The following is a 16,172-nucleotide window of genomic DNA, read 5'->3' as shown; positions in this document are numbered from 1 at the left end:
GCCCTGGCGCCCATCAGTCGATGGGCGCCTTTTCCATCCGCTCAGGTTGCTGATTTATGTTCGAAAACCTCTTACAAAATCTGGGGCTCTCCGCCTTCAGCCTCAAGGGCTTTGGCCCGTTGCTGTTGGAAGGCACCTGGATGACCATCAAATTGTCCGCGTTATCGCTGCTGGTGGCCGTGTTGCTCGGTCTCTTGGGCGCCAGTGCCAAACTGTCGAAATCCAAACTGCTGCGCCTGCCTGCCCAGCTTTACACCACGCTGATTCGCGGGGTGCCGGATCTGGTGCTGATGCTGCTGATTTTCTACAGCCTGCAGACCTGGCTGACCGCCCTGACCGACGTCATGGAGTGGGACTACATCGAAATCGACTCCTTTACCGCCGGGGTGATCACCCTGGGCTTCATCTATGGCGCGTATTTCACCGAAACCTTCCGTGGGGCAATCCTCGCCGTACCACGCGGTCAGGTCGAAGCGGCCACCGCCTACGGTCTCAAACGTGGCCAGCGTTTTCGCTTTGTGGTGTTCCCGCAAATGATGCGCTTCGCCTTGCCGGGCATCGGCAACAACTGGATGGTGATGCTCAAGGCCACCGCACTGGTGTCGATCATCGGTCTGGCGGATCTGGTCAAAGCCGCGCAGGACGCCGGTAAAAGCACCTATCAACTGTTCTACTTCCTGGTACTCGCCGCCTTGATCTATCTGCTGATCACCAGTGCATCCAACGTCATCCTGCGCTGGCTTGAGCGTCGCTACGCCGCCGGTGCCCGGGAGGCCGTACGATGATCGAACTCCTGCAGGAATACTGGAAACCCTTCCTTTATACCGACGGCACCAACATCACCGGTCTGGCGATGACCCTGTGGCTGCTCAGCGCCTCGATCTTCATTGGCTTTCTGGTGTCGATCCCGTTGTCGATCGCCCGTGTGTCTTCGCATTTCTATGTGCGCTGGCCGGTGCAGTTCTACACCTACCTGTTCCGTGGCACGCCGCTCTACATCCAGTTGCTGATCTGCTACACCGGGATCTACAGCCTGGCCGCCGTGCGCGCGCAGCCGTTGCTCGACAGTTTCTTTCGCGATGCGATGAACTGCACGATCCTCGCGTTCGCCCTCAACACCTGCGCCTACACCACGGAGATTTTCGCCGGGGCGATCCGCAGCATGAACCATGGCGAAGTCGAAGCGGCCAAGGCCTACGGCCTGACCGGCTGGAAGCTGTACGCCTACGTGATCATGCCGTCGGCGCTGCGCCGGTCGTTGCCGTATTACAGCAACGAAGTGATCCTGATGCTGCACTCGACCACCGTGGCCTTCACCGCGACCATCCCCGACATCCTGAAAGTTGCGCGGGACGCCAACTCGGCGACCTACCTGACCTTCCAGTCGTTCGGCATCGCCGCGCTGATCTACCTGACCATTACCTTCGCGCTGGTCGGCCTGTTCCGCCTCGCCGAACGCCGATGGCTGGCATTCCTCGGGCCGACCCACTAGGAAAACCTGTAATGCGACACCAGATCCATGACCTGTTGGCCCCGGTGCCGGGGACCGCACGACAGATCCACAGCTTCCACTTCGGCCCGGAGCAGGCCCAAGGCAAGATCTACATCCAGTCCTCGCTGCATGCCGACGAAATGCCCGGCATGCTCGTGGCCTGGCACCTCAAGCAGCGACTGGCGGAGCTGGAAGCCGCCGGGCGCCTGCGCAGCCAGATTGTGCTGGTGCCGGTGGCCAACCCGGTCGGCCTCGAACAAGTGCTGATGGACGTGCCGCTGGGCCGGTACGAGATGGAGAGCGGGCAGAATTTCAATCGCTGGTTCGTCGACCTCAGCGAAGAAATCGGCAACGACATCGAGGGCAAACTGGGCGACGACCCGCAGCGCAACCTTGAGCTGATCCGCGCCAGCCTGCGCAACGCCCTCGCCCGTCAAACGCCCGGCACACAACTGCAATCCCAGCGCCTGACCTTGCAACGGCTAGCGTGCGATGCCGACATGGTGCTGGATCTGCACTGCGATTTCGAATCCGTGGTTCATCTCTACACCACGCCCGAAGCGTGGCCGCAGGTCGAGCCGCTGGCGCGTTACATCGAAGCTCAGGCCAGTCTGCTGGCCACCGATTCCGGCGGCCAGTCATTCGACGAATGCTTCACCCTGTTGTGGTGGCAACTGCAGGAGCGCTTTGGCGAACACTTCGAGATTCCGCTGGGCAGCTTTTCGGTGACCGTGGAATTGCGCGGCCAGGGTGACGTCAATCACCCAATGGCCAGTCGTGACTGCCAGGCCTTGATCGATTACCTGATCCAGTTCGACGCGATCGTCGGCGAGACCAAGCCGCAGCCGCCCCTGCCGTTCCCCGCCACGCCGCTGGCCGGCGTCGAACCGGTGACCACGCCGGTGGGCGGCTTGCTGGTGTACACCGCCACGGCCGGGCAATACCTGCAAGCCGGGCAACAGATTGCCGAAATCATCGACCCGATCCACGACCGGGTCACCCCCATTCATTGCACTGCCGCCGGCCTGCTGTACGCCCGCTCGCTGCGGCGCATGGCTACTGCCGGCATGGTGATCGCCCACGTGGCGGGCGCCGAAGCCTATCGCAGCGGCTATCTACTTTCGCCTTGAGGATGTCTGTCCCATGTACAAATTGACTGTTGAAGGTCTGCACAAAAGCTATGGCGACCATCAGGTACTCAAAGGCGTTTCGCTCAAGGCCAAAACCGGCGACGTGATCAGCCTGATCGGCGCCAGCGGCTCGGGTAAAAGCACCTTTTTGCGCTGCATCAACTTCCTCGAACAACCCAACGACGGCGCCATGAGCCTCGATGGCCAGGCGATCCGCATGGTCACCGACCGCCACGGCATGCACGTCGCCGACCCGAATGAACTGCAACGCCTGCGCACGCGACTGGCCATGGTGTTCCAGCACTTCAACCTGTGGAGCCACATGACCGTGCTGGAAAACATCACCATGGCCCCGCGCCGGGTGCTGGGTTGCAGCAAGCAGGAAGCTGAAGACCGCGCCCGCCGTTATCTGGATAAAGTGGGCCTGCCGGCGCGGGTTGCCGATCAGTACCCGGCGTTTCTCTCCGGCGGCCAGCAACAGCGGGTGGCAATTGCCCGGGCGCTGGCGATGGAGCCGGAAGTGATGCTGTTCGACGAACCGACCTCGGCACTCGACCCGGAGCTGGTGGGTGAAGTGCTGCGAGTGATTCAGGGTCTGGCTGAAGAAGGCCGGACGATGATCATGGTGACCCATGAAATGAGCTTCGCCCGCAAAGTCTCCAGCCAGGTGTTGTTCCTGCATCAAGGCCTGGTGGAGGAAGAAGGTGCGCCGGAAGACGTGCTGGGCAATCCGCGCAGCGAACGGCTGAAGCAGTTCCTCAGCGGGAACCTCAAGTAATAGACGCAGATAAAAACCTGTGGGAGCGGGCTTGCTCGCGAAAGCGGTGTGTCAGTCAAAACTGTTCTAACTGGCACACCGCTTTCGCGAGCAAGCCCGCTCCCATAGGTGTGTGTGCTCGCACAAAATTAAACTTGTCCCGCAACGGCGCGGTCACTGAAGGAACACCCTCAGAGCGCACGCCGCCGGTATGCCCACCTCCACCGACTTCGCAAAACTCTGGTTCAGCGCACGCAACTGGAGGCCGTTCGCCTTTCAAAAGCAGGTGTGGGTCGCCGTCAAACAAGGTCAGTCGGGGTTGCTCCATGCCAGCACCGGCGCCGGTAAAACCTATGCGGTGTGGTTCGCCGCGCTCAACCGCTTCGCCCGCATCAAACCCAGCGTTGCAGACAGCAAAAAACGCAAAGCACCAGCCGAACCACTGACCGTGCTGTGGATCACGCCGATGCGCGCACTCGCGGCCGACACCGCGCGCGCCTTGCAAGCGCCGGTCAGCGATTTGCAGATTCCGTGGAGCATCGGTCTGCGCACCGGCGACACCAGCAGCGCCGAACGTGCGCGTCAGGGCCGGCGCCTGCCGACCACGCTGATCACCACCCCGGAAAGCCTGACCCTGCTGCTCGCCCGTGCCGACGCCAGGACTGCGTTGTCGAGCCTGCGGATGATCGTTGTCGATGAATGGCACGAACTGCTCGGCAACAAACGCGGCGTACAACTGCAACTGGCCCTCGCCCGTCTGCGCCATTGGCAACCCGAGCTGATCGTCTGGGGCGTGTCCGCCACCCTCGGCAATCAAGCCCACGCCGAACAGGTGCTGATCCCACAGGGCGGCGGCATCAGCGTGCAAGGCCAGAGCGAAAAATCACTCAATGTCGACACCTTGATCCCACCGGCCATCGAGCGTTTTCCATGGGCCGGGCACATCGGTCTGAAGATGCTGCCGCAGGTTGTTGCCGAACTGGACGCCTGCGCCAGCAGTCTGGTCTTCACCAACACCCGCGCGCAGTCGGAAATCTGGTATCAGGCATTGCTCGAAGCGCGGCCGGACTGGGCCGGGCTGATCGCGTTGCACCACAGCTCGCTGTCCCGCGAGACCCGCGACTGGGTCGAGCAAGCGTTGAAGGACGGCAAGCTGAAAGCCGTGGTCTGCACCTCGAGCCTGGATCTTGGCGTGGACTTTTTACCGGTGGAACGGGTCCTGCAGATCGGCTCGGCCAAAGGCGTAGCGCGACTGATGCAACGCGCCGGGCGCTCCGGTCACGCGCCGGGGCGCACCTCGCGAGTGACGCTGGTGCCGACCCACAGCCTGGAACTGATCGAAGCCGCCGCCGCAGGCGATGCCGTGGCGCAACGACTCATCGAACCGCGCCTATCGCCGCACAAACCATTGGATGTGCTGGTGCAGCATCTGGTCAGCATGGCGCTGGGCGGTGGCTTTATTCCCGAAGAGCTGTATGAAGAAGTGCGTGGTGCCTGGGCTTATCGTGACCTGACACTGGCAGATTGGGCTTGGGCGCTGGCTTTCGTACGTCACGGCGGGCTTTCTCTGACGGCCTATCCGGATTACCGCCGGGTCGAACCGGATGAACACGGGGTCTGGCGGGTGCCCGATGCGCGATTGGCACGCCGTCATCGCATGAGCATCGGCACCATCGTCAGCGACGCGAGCATTAATCTGAAATTCTGGAGCAAGGGTGGCGGCGGCAAGCAGTTGGGCAGCGTCGAGGAAGGCTTTATCGCGCGGCTGAAACCGGGCGATGGCTTTCTCTTTGCCGGGCGTTTGCTGGAGTTGGTGCGGGTGGAAAACATGACCGCGTACGTCAAACGCAGCACCGCGAAAAAAGCCGCCGTGCCGCGCTGGAATGGCGGGCGGATGCCGCTTTCCAACGAATTGGCCGCCGCCGTGGTCAGCCGCTTCACGGCGGCAGCGCGCGGTGAGTTCGCCGGCCCGGAAATGCAGGCGCTGCAACCGTTGCTGCAAACCCAGGCGCGCTGGTCGGGTCTGCCCACCTCCGACTGTCTGTTAGCCGAAGCGCTGAAATCCCGTGAAGGCTGGCACCTTTTCCTTTATCCGTTTGCCGGGCGCCAGGTGCATCTGGGGCTCGCCAGCCTGTTGGCGTGGCGCGTGAGTCAGCGCCAGCCGCTGACGTTCTCGATTGCGGTGAATGATTACGGGCTGGAGTTGCTCAGCGCCACGCCGGTCGATTGGTTCGAGCAATTCGATACGGCGCTGCTCAGCCCCGAGCATCTGCTGCGCGACGTGCTGGCCAGCCTCAATGCCGGAGAGCTGGCGCTGCGGCGCTTTCGCGAGATCGCGCGGATCGCCGGGCTGGTGTTCGCCGGCTATCCCGGCGCGCCGAAAAGCACCCGACAGGTACAGGCCTCCAGCGGATTGTTCTTCGAGGTGTTCAAGCAATACGACGCCGACAATCTGCTGCTGGCCCAGGCCGGGGAAGAAGTCCTGCGCGAAGAATTGGATATTCGTCGTCTGGAACAGACATTGGAGCGGATCAACCGGATGAAACTGGACATGCACCTGATCAAACGTCCTACACCGCTAGGCTTTCCGTTGCTGGTGGAGCGCATGCGCGAAAGCATGAGTTCGGAAAAACTCGCTGACCGCATCCGGCGCATGGTCGGCGATCTGGAGAAATCCGCCGACAAGGGTCAAGCCTCATGAGTGCAGCGTATCCAGTGCGCCTGGCTGGTGAGGAGCTCTGGCTGCTGCCGGAAAAGGCTCTGTACTGGCCGGCGCAGCAAGCACTGCTGATCGCCGATGTGCATTTCGGCAAGGCTGCGGCCTATCGCAGCCTCGGCCAGCCGGTACCACAAGGCACCACGACGGCGAATATCGAAGTGCTCGACCGCTTGCTGGCCAGACTGCCCTGTAGGCAGCTGATTTTCCTCGGTGACTTTCTGCACGGCCCCGGTTCGCATGCGACGGGTACGCTGAATGCCTTGGCCGAATGGCGCGCACGTCATGCCGATCTGCCGATGACGCTGATTCGCGGCAACCACGACAAACGTGCCGGGGATCCACCGACGGCGCTGAATATCCGGGTGGTTCCGGAACCGATGCTGCTCGGGCCGTTTGCCCTGCAACACGAACCCGACCCGCATCCCGAACGGCATGTGCTGGCCGGGCATGTGCATCCGGTCTATCGGCTCAACGGCAAGGGGCGGCAGCGTTTGCGCCTGGCATGTTTTCGACTGGGTGAGCGATTGAGCCTGCTGCCGGCCTTTGGTGCCTTTACCGGTGGTTATCAAGTCGAGAAAGACGCTCAGTGCAGGATTTTCGTCATCGGCGACAACGAAATATGGCCCGTCAGTTGAGGTCTTGGGCAAACCTCAGCTGACTGGCCATTCATGGAGTAGCGACTCAGGCCACTGGCGCGGGTGGCGGCTCGTCCGGCAGCGTCGGCTCGCCGGGTTCGGTCGGTTGTTCGTTAGGGGTGTCAGGATCAGGCTGACCGGGAATGCCGCCTGCCATATGGAAAGCCGGGTGTGCCAACAATGACCAGGCCAAAACGCCAACCTGATTGGGCTCAAGCCTTGCCAGTTGGGCGGTGATATGCGGATCGATCTTCATGCAACCTCCTCGGCGAAGGCCCGCTTTGCCAGAAGCAAAAACGGGCAGTACACCCCATAGAGTGTCTGCCCGCCAAAGAATTCCCGCGAACTGCCGGATGGATCAGGTACGCGGCAGGGTCACGCCACGCTGGCCCTGATATTTGCCGCCGCGATCCTTGTACGAAACTTCGCATTGCTCGTCGGATTCGAGGAACAGCATCTGCGCCACGCCCTCGTTGGCGTAGATTTTCGCCGGCAGGTTGGTGGTGTTGGAGAATTCCAGGGTCACGTGGCCTTCCCACTCAGGCTCGAGCGGGGTGACGTTGACGATGATGCCGCAGCGCGCGTAGGTGCTTTTACCCAGGCAGATGGTCAATACATTGCGCGGAATGCGGAAGTATTCAACGGTGCTGGCCAGGGCGAAGGAGTTCGGCGGAATGATGCAGACGTCGCTGTGAATGTCGACGAAGCTGCCGGCGTCGAAGTTCTTCGGATCGACGATCGCCGAATTGATGTTGGTGAACACCTTGAAATGGTTGGTGCAACGCACATCGTAGCCGTAGCTCGACACACCGTAGGAGATCACACGGCTGTCGTCGCTGCCGCGCACCTGGCGCTCGACGAAAGGCTCGATCATGCCGTGTTCCTGCGCCATGCGGCGAATCCACTTGTCCGATTTGATGCTCATGGCGGGTGTCCTGAATAGCGAGGTGGAAAAAATCTGTCCGGCATCTTACCGGGCGCGCCGCCGGGTTCAAAGTCCGCGCTGCAATTCTCGCCGAACACCCTGGAAATACAGGCTCTGGCGACGAACCGTCACACCGTCGATCCCTAAAACAGAGAAACCTTCGCAAGAAACATTGGCACGTTCCGGAAAAAGGGTTAAGGTGGCGCCACTGTGTTGCTTGTGTCACTGAGAATCTCTACACGATATGTTGAATTTCGATCCAACCATCTACAAGAATTTTTCCTGCTCTTTGCACTCAGTCTCGGCCAGGGTTCTTCCTGAGTCGCAGTTATCTTTGTTCAAGGAGTTACACCATGTCTAATCGCCAAACCGGTACCGTTAAGTGGTTCAACGATGAAAAAGGCTTCGGCTTCATCACTCCACAATCCGGTGACGACCTGTTCGTTCACTTCAAAGCTATCCAATCCGACGGCTTCAAAAGCCTGAAAGAAGGCCAACAGGTTTCTTTCATCGCTACCCGCGGTCAGAAAGGCATGCAAGCTGAAGAAGTACAAGTTATCTAACTTGTAGCTTCTTTAGAAAAGAGCCCCGCCCTCAAAAGCGGGGCTTTTTTGTGGGCGTGTGTTTTTAACGACCACAAAAAAGATCGCAGTCCGTGACAGCCCTCCTATAGGAGCTGCCGCAGGCTGCGATCTTTCGTTTGTGCCTTACCAGGCCACGCCAAACCCTGCGGTGTAGCGGGTCTTGTTCAAATCCGCATCCTTGGTACCACTGATGATGTCGCGTTCGGCCTTGAGGTTGAGCGACGCCCAGTCGGTGACCTTGTAGCGCAAGCCCATCTCGGCATCGAGCGCATAGTTGGCTACGTCAGACAGCGGCTTGCCCAGTTCGCCATTGGTGAAGAACTCGACTTTTTTGCCGATCAGGTAACGGTTGTAATCCCACTTCATGGCGACCGAATAGAAGTTGTCCTTGCCGCCATCGCTGTATTCGTAATCGGTGCGGTTGAGCAGCGAACCGAGCGAGAACGCGCCCAGCTCGTCGTCCCAGAACTGGTAACCCGGACCGGTACCGACCACACGCTGACGCGACAGCTCTTCAACGTAGTCGCGCTTGTAGTTCAGGCGCCCCTGCCAGAACCATTTGTCGGTGAGGAAGCGGTCAAGTGCGTATTCGGCGCGCCAGTTATTGGTGGTGACCTGCTCGTCCTGCACTTCGCGGTTGTATTCGCCCTCGGCGGTGTGCCGCCAGCGGCCATGACGCGCGGTGGTCTTGAAGTCGATGTCGTAGTCGTCGGTGTCCTTTTCCGCCCGTTGATAATCCATCGCCAGGCCAATATTGCCTTTCCATACCAGATCCTCGACCACCGGTTTGGGTTTGAGAATCTGCTGAATGCTCGCCAGCTCGACGGTCTTCGGCGCCTCGCCGTTGGCCAGGGTGACCTTGCCGTCATCGGCAGCGGTCAGCGACTTGGCTTTTTCACCGTTGTAGGCATCCTGTTTGACCAGCAGTTCCTGATCGCTTTGCAGGGTCTTGACCTCTTTCCAGTCGATGCTGACCGCACCCGCATACTGGGTCTGAATCAGCAATTTGCCGCCATCGAAAACGGAGATCTTACCGCTCAGCTTGTCACCGTTCTTTAACCAGACGGTATCGGCAAGCAGCGGCGTGGAGGCACTGAAAACAGCAAGGCACAGCAAGGTTCTGGACAACATAAGCGGATCGAGGGCTCAAGTTTGCGAAAAAGGTCGGCATTATCCGTAGGAATAAGACCCTGACAAGGACTGACCGAGCGATTTCCATTGAGTTCATTTCTCATCTGACCAACGAGCGATTACGCTTGAGCCCATCGATACGACTATTGTTCAGGAACCGCGCAGGTGAAAGAGCCGAATCATCCCGAGGAAAGCGAAGCGCAAATCCGACGCACGGCGCTTTATTCCACCCTTGCCCAAGTGCCTGAGGGCAAGGTGGTCAGCTATGGTCAGTTGGCTGAACTCGCAGGGTTGGGGCGCGCCGCCCGCTGGGTCGGTCGGACCCTGAGCCAATTACCCGGCGATACCAGACTGCCGTGGCACCGGGTATTGGGTGCCGGCGGTCGGATCAGCCTGCCGCCGGGCAGCCCTTCGGGGGACGAACAACGGGCACGATTGCGTTCTGAAGGCGTCACCGTCCTGAACAATCGTGTGGATATTCAGCGCCATGGCTGGCGTCCGGTAGAGCACAGCGGTTAGAGTGCGCGCTTTGTTTTCGCAATCTTGAGGCAGACTTCAGCCCATGCCCCGTAAAACCTGGCGCGCCGCGCTCGCCGCCTATGCCAGTCCCTCGACGCTCGTGCTGTTGTTGCTCGGTTTTGCTGCCGGCCTGCCGTACATGCTGGTGTTTTCGACGCTTTCCGTCTGGCTGCGTGAGGCCGGCGTTGCCCGTGAAACCATCGGCTACGCCAGCCTGATCGGTCTGGCGTACGCCTTCAAATGGGTCTGGTCACCGCTGCTCGACCAATGGCGCCTGCCTTTATTGGGCAAGCTGGGCCGCCGCCGTTCGTGGCTGGTGCTCTCGCAGACGCTGGTGATTCTGGGCCTGATCGGCATGGGCTTCTGTGATCCACAGAAACACCTGTCCTGGCTGATCGCCATTGCCGTTATCGTCGCTTTCGCTTCCGCCACCCAGGACATTGCGGTAGACGCCTATCGCCTGGAAATCGCCGACGACAGCCGCCAGGCCGCGCTGGCCGCCAGTTACATGTCCGGCTATCGCGTCGCCGCCCTGCTGGCCACCGCGGGCGCACTGTTCTTCGCCGAAGGCTTCGGCTCCACCGGCTTCAACTATCAACATTCGGCCTGGACCGGCACCTACGCGCTGTTCGGCGTGTTGATGGTGCCTGCCCTGCTGACTTCGCTGCTGATGCGCGAGCCGCCAGTGCCACTGCGCACGCAGCTGCAGGCCGGCCGCTACAGCTTCGCGCATCAACTGGCCTCGGTATTCGTACTGATCGTGTTGCTGGTGTCGGTTCCGGCGATGTTCACCCAGCTCTACAACACCGATTTCGCCAGCGTACTCTTCGGTCAGATGAGTCCGCTCGACCTGCTGCTCGAAGACCGCGCCTTCCTGCGTGCCATCCTCTATACCCTGCTTACCGGCCTGTGCCTGTCGACCATGGGCCGTCGCGGCCTGGCGCCGGTACTGACCCCGGTCAACGACTTCATCCTGCGCTACCGCTGGCAGGCGTTGCTGCTGCTCGGGCTGATCGCCACCTACCGGATGTCCGACACGGTGATGGGCGTAATGGCCAACGTGTTCTATATCGATCAGGGCTTCACCAAAGACCAGATCGCCAGCGTCAGCAAGATCTTTGGCCTGATCATGACCCTGGTCGGCGCCGGCATGGGCGGCCTGCTAATCGTGCGCTTCGGCATCCTGCCGATCCTGTTCATCGGTGGCGCGGCGTCGGCGGCGACCAACTTGCTGTTCGTGATGCTCGCCGATATGGGGCCGAACCTGAAGATGCTGGTGGTCACCATTTCGCTCGACAACTTCAGTTCCGGGCTTGCGACCTCGGCGTTCGTCGCCTACCTGTCGAGCCTGACCAACCTCAAGTTCTCGGCCACCCAGTACGCCCTACTCAGTTCGATCATGCTGTTGCTGCCACGCCTGATGGGTGGTTACTCCGGAGTGATGGTCGAGAAGTTCGGCTACCACAGCTTCTTCATGATCACCGCGCTGCTCGGCGTGCCGACACTGCTGCTGATCGCCCTGCACTGGTTCCAGGAAAATCGCCGCGCGGGCCCGACGCCAACGCCCGAGCCTGCACCAACCTCCGTCGTCGAAGAGTCGTAGGACATTTCAGCTACGGCGGGAGGATTCCCGCCGTTGAGCCTCACCGCCGAGCGCAATCCTGTACGTCGGCAAATCTCGCCGGTACACTGCTCCGTCATTTCCAGTCATAGCAACCGACAACGGCCAACCATGCGCACCAGTCAATTTTTGCTCGCCACACAGAAAGAAACGCCTTCCGATGCGGTCGTCGTCAGCCATCAGCTGATGCTGCGCGCCGGCATGATCCGCAAACTCGCTTCGGGCCTGTACACCTGGCTGCCGATGGGCTTGCGGGTAATGCGCAAGGTTGAAGCCATCGTTCGCGAAGAAATGAACGCTGCCGGTTCTCTTGAAGTGTTGATGCCGAGCACCCAACCGGCCGAGCTGTGGCAGGAATCGGGGCGCTGGGAAGAATACGGCCCTGAGCTGCTGCGCATCAAAGACCGCCACGGTCGCGACTTCTGCGCGGGCCCGACCCACGAAGAAGTGATCACCGATCTGATGCGCAACGAATTGAGCAGCTACAAACAGCTGCCAATCAACCTGTACCAGATCCAGACCAAATTCCGTGACGAAATCCGCCCACGTTTCGGCTTGATGCGCGGCCGCGAATTCATCATGAAGGACGCCTACTCGTTCCACGCCGATCAGGCGTCGCTGCAGGTCACCTACGACCGCATGCATCAGGCGTACTGCAACGTGTTCACCCGTCTGGGCCTGAAATTCCGTCCGGTTGAAGCCGACAACGGCTCGATCGGTGGCGCTGGCTCCCACGAGTTCCACGTACTGGCCGAGTCCGGCGAAGACGACATCGTCTTCAGCAATGGTTCCGACTACGCGGCGAACATCGAGAAAGCCGAAGCCGTGCCACGGGAAACCTCGCGTCCAGCGCCGGCCGAAGAGCTGCGCCTGGTCGACACTCCAGACACCAAGACCATTGCCGCGCTGGTGGAAAAATTCAATCTGCCGATTGAAAAGACCATCAAGACCCTGATCGTCCATGCCGACGAGCCAGGCAAGCTGATTGCCCTGATCATCCGTGGCGACCACGAGCTGAACGAAATCAAGGCTGCCAACCAGCCAGGCGTGGCCAGCCCGCTGGTCATGGCTTCCGATGCCGAACTGCGTGACGCCATTGGCGCCGGCGCCGGTTCCCTCGGCCCGCTGAACCTGCCGCTGCCGATCATCATCGACCGCTCGGTCGAACTGATGAGCGACTTCGGCATCGGTGCGAACATCGACGACAAGCACTACTTCGGCGTGAACTGGGAACGCGATCTGCCGGTTCCAACCGTTGCCGACCTGCGTAACGTCGTGGCCGGTGACCCAAGCCCGGACGGCAAAGGCACCCTGGAAATCAAGCGCGGCATCGAAGTCGGGCACATCTTCCAGCTGGGCAACAAGTACAGCAAGGCGATGAAGTGTGAAGTGCTGGGCGAGAACGGCAAACCGGTTACCCTGGAAATGGGTTGCTACGGTATCGGCGTATCCCGCGTGGTGGCTGCCGCCATCGAGCAGAACAACGATGAGAAAGGCATCATCTGGAGCGACACCCTGGCGCCGTTCCAGATCGCTCTGGTACCGCTGCGTTATGAAACCGAGCAGGTGCGCGAAGCCACTGACAAGCTGTACGCAGAACTGACGGCGGCCGGTTTCGAAGTGTTGCTGGACGATCGCGACAAGAAAACCAGCCCGGGCATCAAGTTCGCGGACATGGAGCTGATCGGCATTCCTCACCGGATCGTGGTCAGCGACCGCGGCCTCGCCGAAGGCAACCTGGAATACAAGAGCCGCACCGAAGCCGAAGCGCAAGCGCTGCCGGTCGCCGACGTGGTGTCCTTCCTTCAGGCCCGTATCCGCCGCTGAATCCAGATAGAGACCTCATGTTCAAGCGAAACACCTTGGGCCTCGGTGGTGCCGCCTTGTGCGGCGCCCTGCTGGTCAGCGGCTGTGCCAATCAGATGTCACAGCGCAGCGAGCACGAAGAGCGGGTCGAGCGCAAATTGCTCGATCACAGCCTGCAGATCGATGTCGGTGAGCCTAAGGTGCTCGAGCTGCCGCAACGACGCGTGAAGATCAACGAACAGAAGACCTTCGAAGTCACCGAGTTCGAAGTCACCCGTCGTTACGATCGCTACACGCCTTACCAACCCTGGCGCGAAATCTACGAGATTCCGCTGGGCGCGGTGGCCGTGGTCGCCGGTATCGGCGCCAATGTGGTCAACGTGTTCGCCCTGGGCAATCTGCCGGACAGCGTGACCAAGGACTGGCTGAACTACGGCATCGCCGGGGTCAACCCGTTCATGAACGTGCAGTCCCACGGTCGTGCGCAACAGAACCTGGCCGGTATCGATGAAGTCCAGCGCGACAAGCGCACGGAGTATTCGAGCCTGCCGTGGAGCGAGCGTCCGGTGCAGGTCAAGGCCGGCAAGCAGACCTTCGACATGACCACTGACCGCAACGGCGTGCTGCGCCTGAACCTGCTGGACAGTCCGTTCGCCGAAAATGACCTGAACCATATCGGCAAGCTGCAGATCAGCGTCGAAGACGGCAAAGATGACGTGCACAGCGACTCATCCCTGGCGATCAGCAGCCATTTGCGCAGCAAGTTGCTCGAAGCGCACGGGTTGATTTACGACGATCTGGAAGACGACGAAGTGAGCCAGTGGGTACACCGGGTCAAACGTCTGTCGGAACTGGGTCTGGAAGAAGAAGCCAGCGAGCTGGAGCAAAGCCTGATCGAACTGACGCGTAACGATCCTGAGTTGCAGGCGGAATTTCTCAAGTCGCTGACCAAGGATGCGGGGCGCCTGGTCGCTGATCCTGGACCGAATTAAGCCTGAAAAGCTTCGCGAGCAAGCCCGCTCCCACATTTGATCGAGTTCCTTCAGAGGGAATACAGTCAAATGTGGGAGCGGGCTTGCTCGCGAAGACGACCTTGAAATCACTGATGAGTTCAGCGCTCGAACAACTCCATCTGCTCAAACCCGCCGCGCAAATCCTCCAGCCTCACCCCCACCCCCAACAACCGCACCGGTTTCCCACCCCGGTTGAACGCCTGCGTCAGCATCAACTGATAACTGCCCAGATCGCGCCCCGCCCCGGCCTGCTCCAGTGTGGTCTGGGTAAAGTCATGGAACTTCACTTTGACGAACGGCTTGCCTGGGCGATAACTGCTGTCGATCCGTTCCATGCGGGTTTTCAGGGTTTCCAGCAGCTCCGGCAGTTTGTCGAGGCAACTGCGCAGATCCGGCAGATCGACGTCGTAGGTGTTTTCCACGCTGATTGACTGTCGGCGGCTGTCGTTATGCACCAACCGGTCATCAATCCCACGGGCCAGACTCCAGAGTCGCTCACCGAAACTGCCGAATTCGCGCACCAGCGCCAACTTGTCCCACTCGCGCAGTTGCAGGCAATCGACGATGCCGAGCTTGCCCAGCTTGTCGGCAGTGACTTTGCCGACGCCGTGCAACTTGCTCACCGGCAAGCCACTGACGAAATCCTCGACCTGGTCCGGAGTAATCACGAACAACCCGTTGGGCTTCTTCCAGTCGCTGGCGATCTTGGCCAGAAACTTGTTCGGGGCCACGCCAGCAGAGACGGTGATGTGCAACTGATTGGACACCCGCCGGCGGATATCCTGCGCGATGCGCGTGGCGCTGCCACCAAAATGCGCGCTGTCGGAGACGTCGAGGTAGGCCTCGTCCAGCGACAGTGGCTCGATCAGATCGGTGTAATCGCGAAAGATCGTATGGATTTCCTTCGAGGCTTCGCGATAGGCCTCCATGCGCGGCTTGACGATGGTCAGGTCGGGGCAGAGCTTCAAGGCATGTCCGGATGACATCGCCGAACGTACACCATATGCCCGCGCTTCGTAGTTGCAGGTCGCAATCACCCCACGCCGATCCGCCGACCCGCCCACCGCCAGCGGTTTGCCGGCCAGGTTCGGGTCGTCGCGCATCTCGATGGCGGCGTAGAAACAGTCACAGTCGACGTGGATGATTTTTCGCTGGGTCATGACAGAAAAGGAAACATGGCGAGCCGGAAACGCAGTATCTCACTCGCACCTGTATATAGCACCAGTGGTCTGAAGGTTCTTTTCAGATTGTAGGAAAACAACCATGAATTTATTTTCTCAATCGAGAATCACCGACCGATAGAGCTGAAAGCCTTGCCCCACCTGCCCTGCGCGCCCTTCTCCTGCACTGCAAAAAGCGCTAACCGATTGAACAGGAACAGATTTATCCAGATTCAAGGTTGACACCCCGGCGATCCTCTGTAGAATGCCGACACACAGACGCGGGATGGAGCAGTCTGGTAGCTCGTCGGGCTCATAACCCGAAGGTCGTCGGTTCAAATCCGGCTCCCGCAACCAAACATCAAAAAAGGCTACTCGAAAGAGTGGCCTTTTTTGTGCCTGTCTGTTTTTCAGACCAGCCTCTGCATCACGCACATCCTGGCGAACAGGAATTCGTTGCATTTCCGAAACTTACCGTGCCGCTGCGACCGTTTGACGCAAATTCACACTTATTTGACCCTTTACGGGATTAGCGGTTGACACCTCGCCGTTCGCCTGTAGAATGCCGCCACACAGACGCGGGATGGAGCAGTCTGGTAGCTCGTCGGGCTCATAACCCGAAGGTCGTCGGTTCAAATCCGGCTCCCGCAACCAAACATCAAAAAAGGCTGCTCGAAAGA

The 16,172-nt window shown here is 60.2% G+C and carries 15 protein-coding genes and 2 tRNA genes; 13 read left to right on the top strand and 4 right to left on the bottom strand.

Translation table 11 applies throughout. The features are described 5' to 3' along the window. The first annotated feature begins 56 nt into the window (after positions 1–56). From V3W27_RS08295 to pdeM, 6 genes are all read left to right on the top strand, one after another. Complete coding sequence (locus V3W27_RS08295) at positions 57–785, top strand: ABC transporter permease (protein ID WP_003222319.1); 729 nt, start codon at positions 57–59, stop codon at positions 783–785. Then, positions 782–1,492: an ABC transporter permease gene (locus V3W27_RS08290; RefSeq protein WP_097086541.1), complete on the top strand. Its 711-nt coding sequence runs from the start codon at positions 782–784 to the stop codon at positions 1,490–1,492. Before V3W27_RS08295 ends, V3W27_RS08290 begins: the two co-directional genes overlap by 4 nt. Positions 1,493–1,503: 11 nt before the next feature. Then, entirely contained in the window at positions 1,504–2,622 is a 1,119-nt protein-coding gene (locus tag V3W27_RS08285; RefSeq protein ID WP_097086538.1) for a succinylglutamate desuccinylase/aspartoacylase family protein, read from the top strand. A gap of 13 nt (positions 2,623–2,635) precedes the next feature. Further along, positions 2,636–3,400 (top strand): ABC transporter ATP-binding protein, encoded by a 765-nt coding sequence (locus tag V3W27_RS08280; RefSeq protein ID WP_123586990.1) that lies wholly within the window; start codon positions 2,636–2,638, stop codon positions 3,398–3,400. 190 nt (positions 3,401–3,590) lie between these two features. Continuing rightward, a complete protein-coding gene (locus V3W27_RS08275; protein WP_330206363.1) occupies positions 3,591–6,080 on the top strand; it encodes a ligase-associated DNA damage response DEXH box helicase in 2,490 nt (829 codons plus the stop codon). Continuing rightward, on the top strand, positions 6,077–6,733 hold the full coding sequence (pdeM, locus tag V3W27_RS08270; protein WP_247269458.1) for a ligase-associated DNA damage response endonuclease PdeM: 657 nt from the start codon (positions 6,077–6,079) through the stop codon (positions 6,731–6,733). Before V3W27_RS08275 ends, pdeM begins: the two co-directional genes overlap by 4 nt. A 46-nt stretch (positions 6,734–6,779) precedes the next feature. Here the strand turns inward: pdeM and V3W27_RS08265 are convergent, their stop codons facing one another. Further along, the gene (locus V3W27_RS08265; protein WP_027614346.1) at positions 6,780–6,989 is read right to left on the bottom strand and encodes a hypothetical protein; all 210 of its coding nucleotides are present in this window, start codon (positions 6,987–6,989) and stop codon (positions 6,780–6,782) included. Between the two features lie 102 nt (positions 6,990–7,091). Next, a complete protein-coding gene (dcd, locus tag V3W27_RS08260) occupies positions 7,092–7,658 on the bottom strand; it encodes a dCTP deaminase (RefSeq protein WP_003222308.1) in 567 nt (188 codons plus the stop codon). A gap of 353 nt (positions 7,659–8,011) precedes the next feature. Between dcd and V3W27_RS08255 the strand changes: the two genes are divergently transcribed. Next, on the top strand, positions 8,012–8,221 hold the full coding sequence (locus tag V3W27_RS08255; RefSeq protein ID WP_002554837.1) for a cold-shock protein: 210 nt from the start codon (positions 8,012–8,014) through the stop codon (positions 8,219–8,221). A gap of 144 nt (positions 8,222–8,365) precedes the next feature. Here the strand turns inward: V3W27_RS08255 and V3W27_RS08250 are convergent, their stop codons facing one another. Further along, positions 8,366–9,373: a DUF481 domain-containing protein gene (locus V3W27_RS08250; protein WP_027614345.1), complete on the bottom strand. Its 1,008-nt coding sequence runs from the start codon at positions 9,371–9,373 to the stop codon at positions 8,366–8,368. Between the two features lie 165 nt (positions 9,374–9,538). On the opposite strand from V3W27_RS08250, the gene V3W27_RS08245 reads away from it, so the two are divergent. The 4 genes from V3W27_RS08245 (at position 9,539) to V3W27_RS08230 (ending at position 14,311) form a co-directional block, all read left to right on the top strand. Then, a complete protein-coding gene (locus V3W27_RS08245; RefSeq protein WP_247269459.1) occupies positions 9,539–9,892 on the top strand; it encodes an MGMT family protein in 354 nt (117 codons plus the stop codon). 43 nt (positions 9,893–9,935) lie between these two features. Beyond that, positions 9,936–11,495: an AmpG family muropeptide MFS transporter gene (locus V3W27_RS08240; protein WP_027614343.1), complete on the top strand. Its 1,560-nt coding sequence runs from the start codon at positions 9,936–9,938 to the stop codon at positions 11,493–11,495. 129 nt (positions 11,496–11,624) lie between these two features. After that, positions 11,625–13,340, top strand: coding sequence for a proline--tRNA ligase (locus V3W27_RS08235; RefSeq protein ID WP_330206362.1), 1,716 nt, complete (start codon positions 11,625–11,627; stop codon positions 13,338–13,340). 17 nt (positions 13,341–13,357) lie between these two features. Further along, positions 13,358–14,311, top strand: coding sequence for a hypothetical protein (locus tag V3W27_RS08230; RefSeq protein WP_027614341.1), 954 nt, complete (start codon positions 13,358–13,360; stop codon positions 14,309–14,311). A gap of 119 nt (positions 14,312–14,430) precedes the next feature. Here V3W27_RS08230 and dinB read toward each other — a convergent pair whose 3' ends face one another. Further along, entirely contained in the window at positions 14,431–15,492 is a 1,062-nt protein-coding gene (dinB, locus tag V3W27_RS08225) for a DNA polymerase IV (RefSeq protein WP_098967529.1), read from the bottom strand. 280 nt (positions 15,493–15,772) lie between these two features. On the opposite strand from dinB, the gene V3W27_RS08220 reads away from it, so the two are divergent. Together V3W27_RS08220 and V3W27_RS08215 are read left to right on the top strand one after the other, a co-directional pair. After that, a tRNA-Met gene (locus tag V3W27_RS08220) sits at positions 15,773–15,849 on the top strand. Positions 15,850–16,069: 220 nt separating this feature from the next. After that, positions 16,070–16,146, top strand: a tRNA-Met gene (locus tag V3W27_RS08215). Positions 16,147–16,172: the final 26 nt, after the last annotated feature.

It is taken from the genome of Pseudomonas sp. AM14(2022) (assembly GCF_036346455.1).
GTDB lineage: Bacteria > Pseudomonadota > Gammaproteobacteria > Pseudomonadales > Pseudomonadaceae > Aquipseudomonas > Aquipseudomonas putida_A.
The sequence above is the reverse complement of the archived record's forward strand: the minus strand, read 5'-3'. Positions and strand labels throughout refer to the sequence as shown.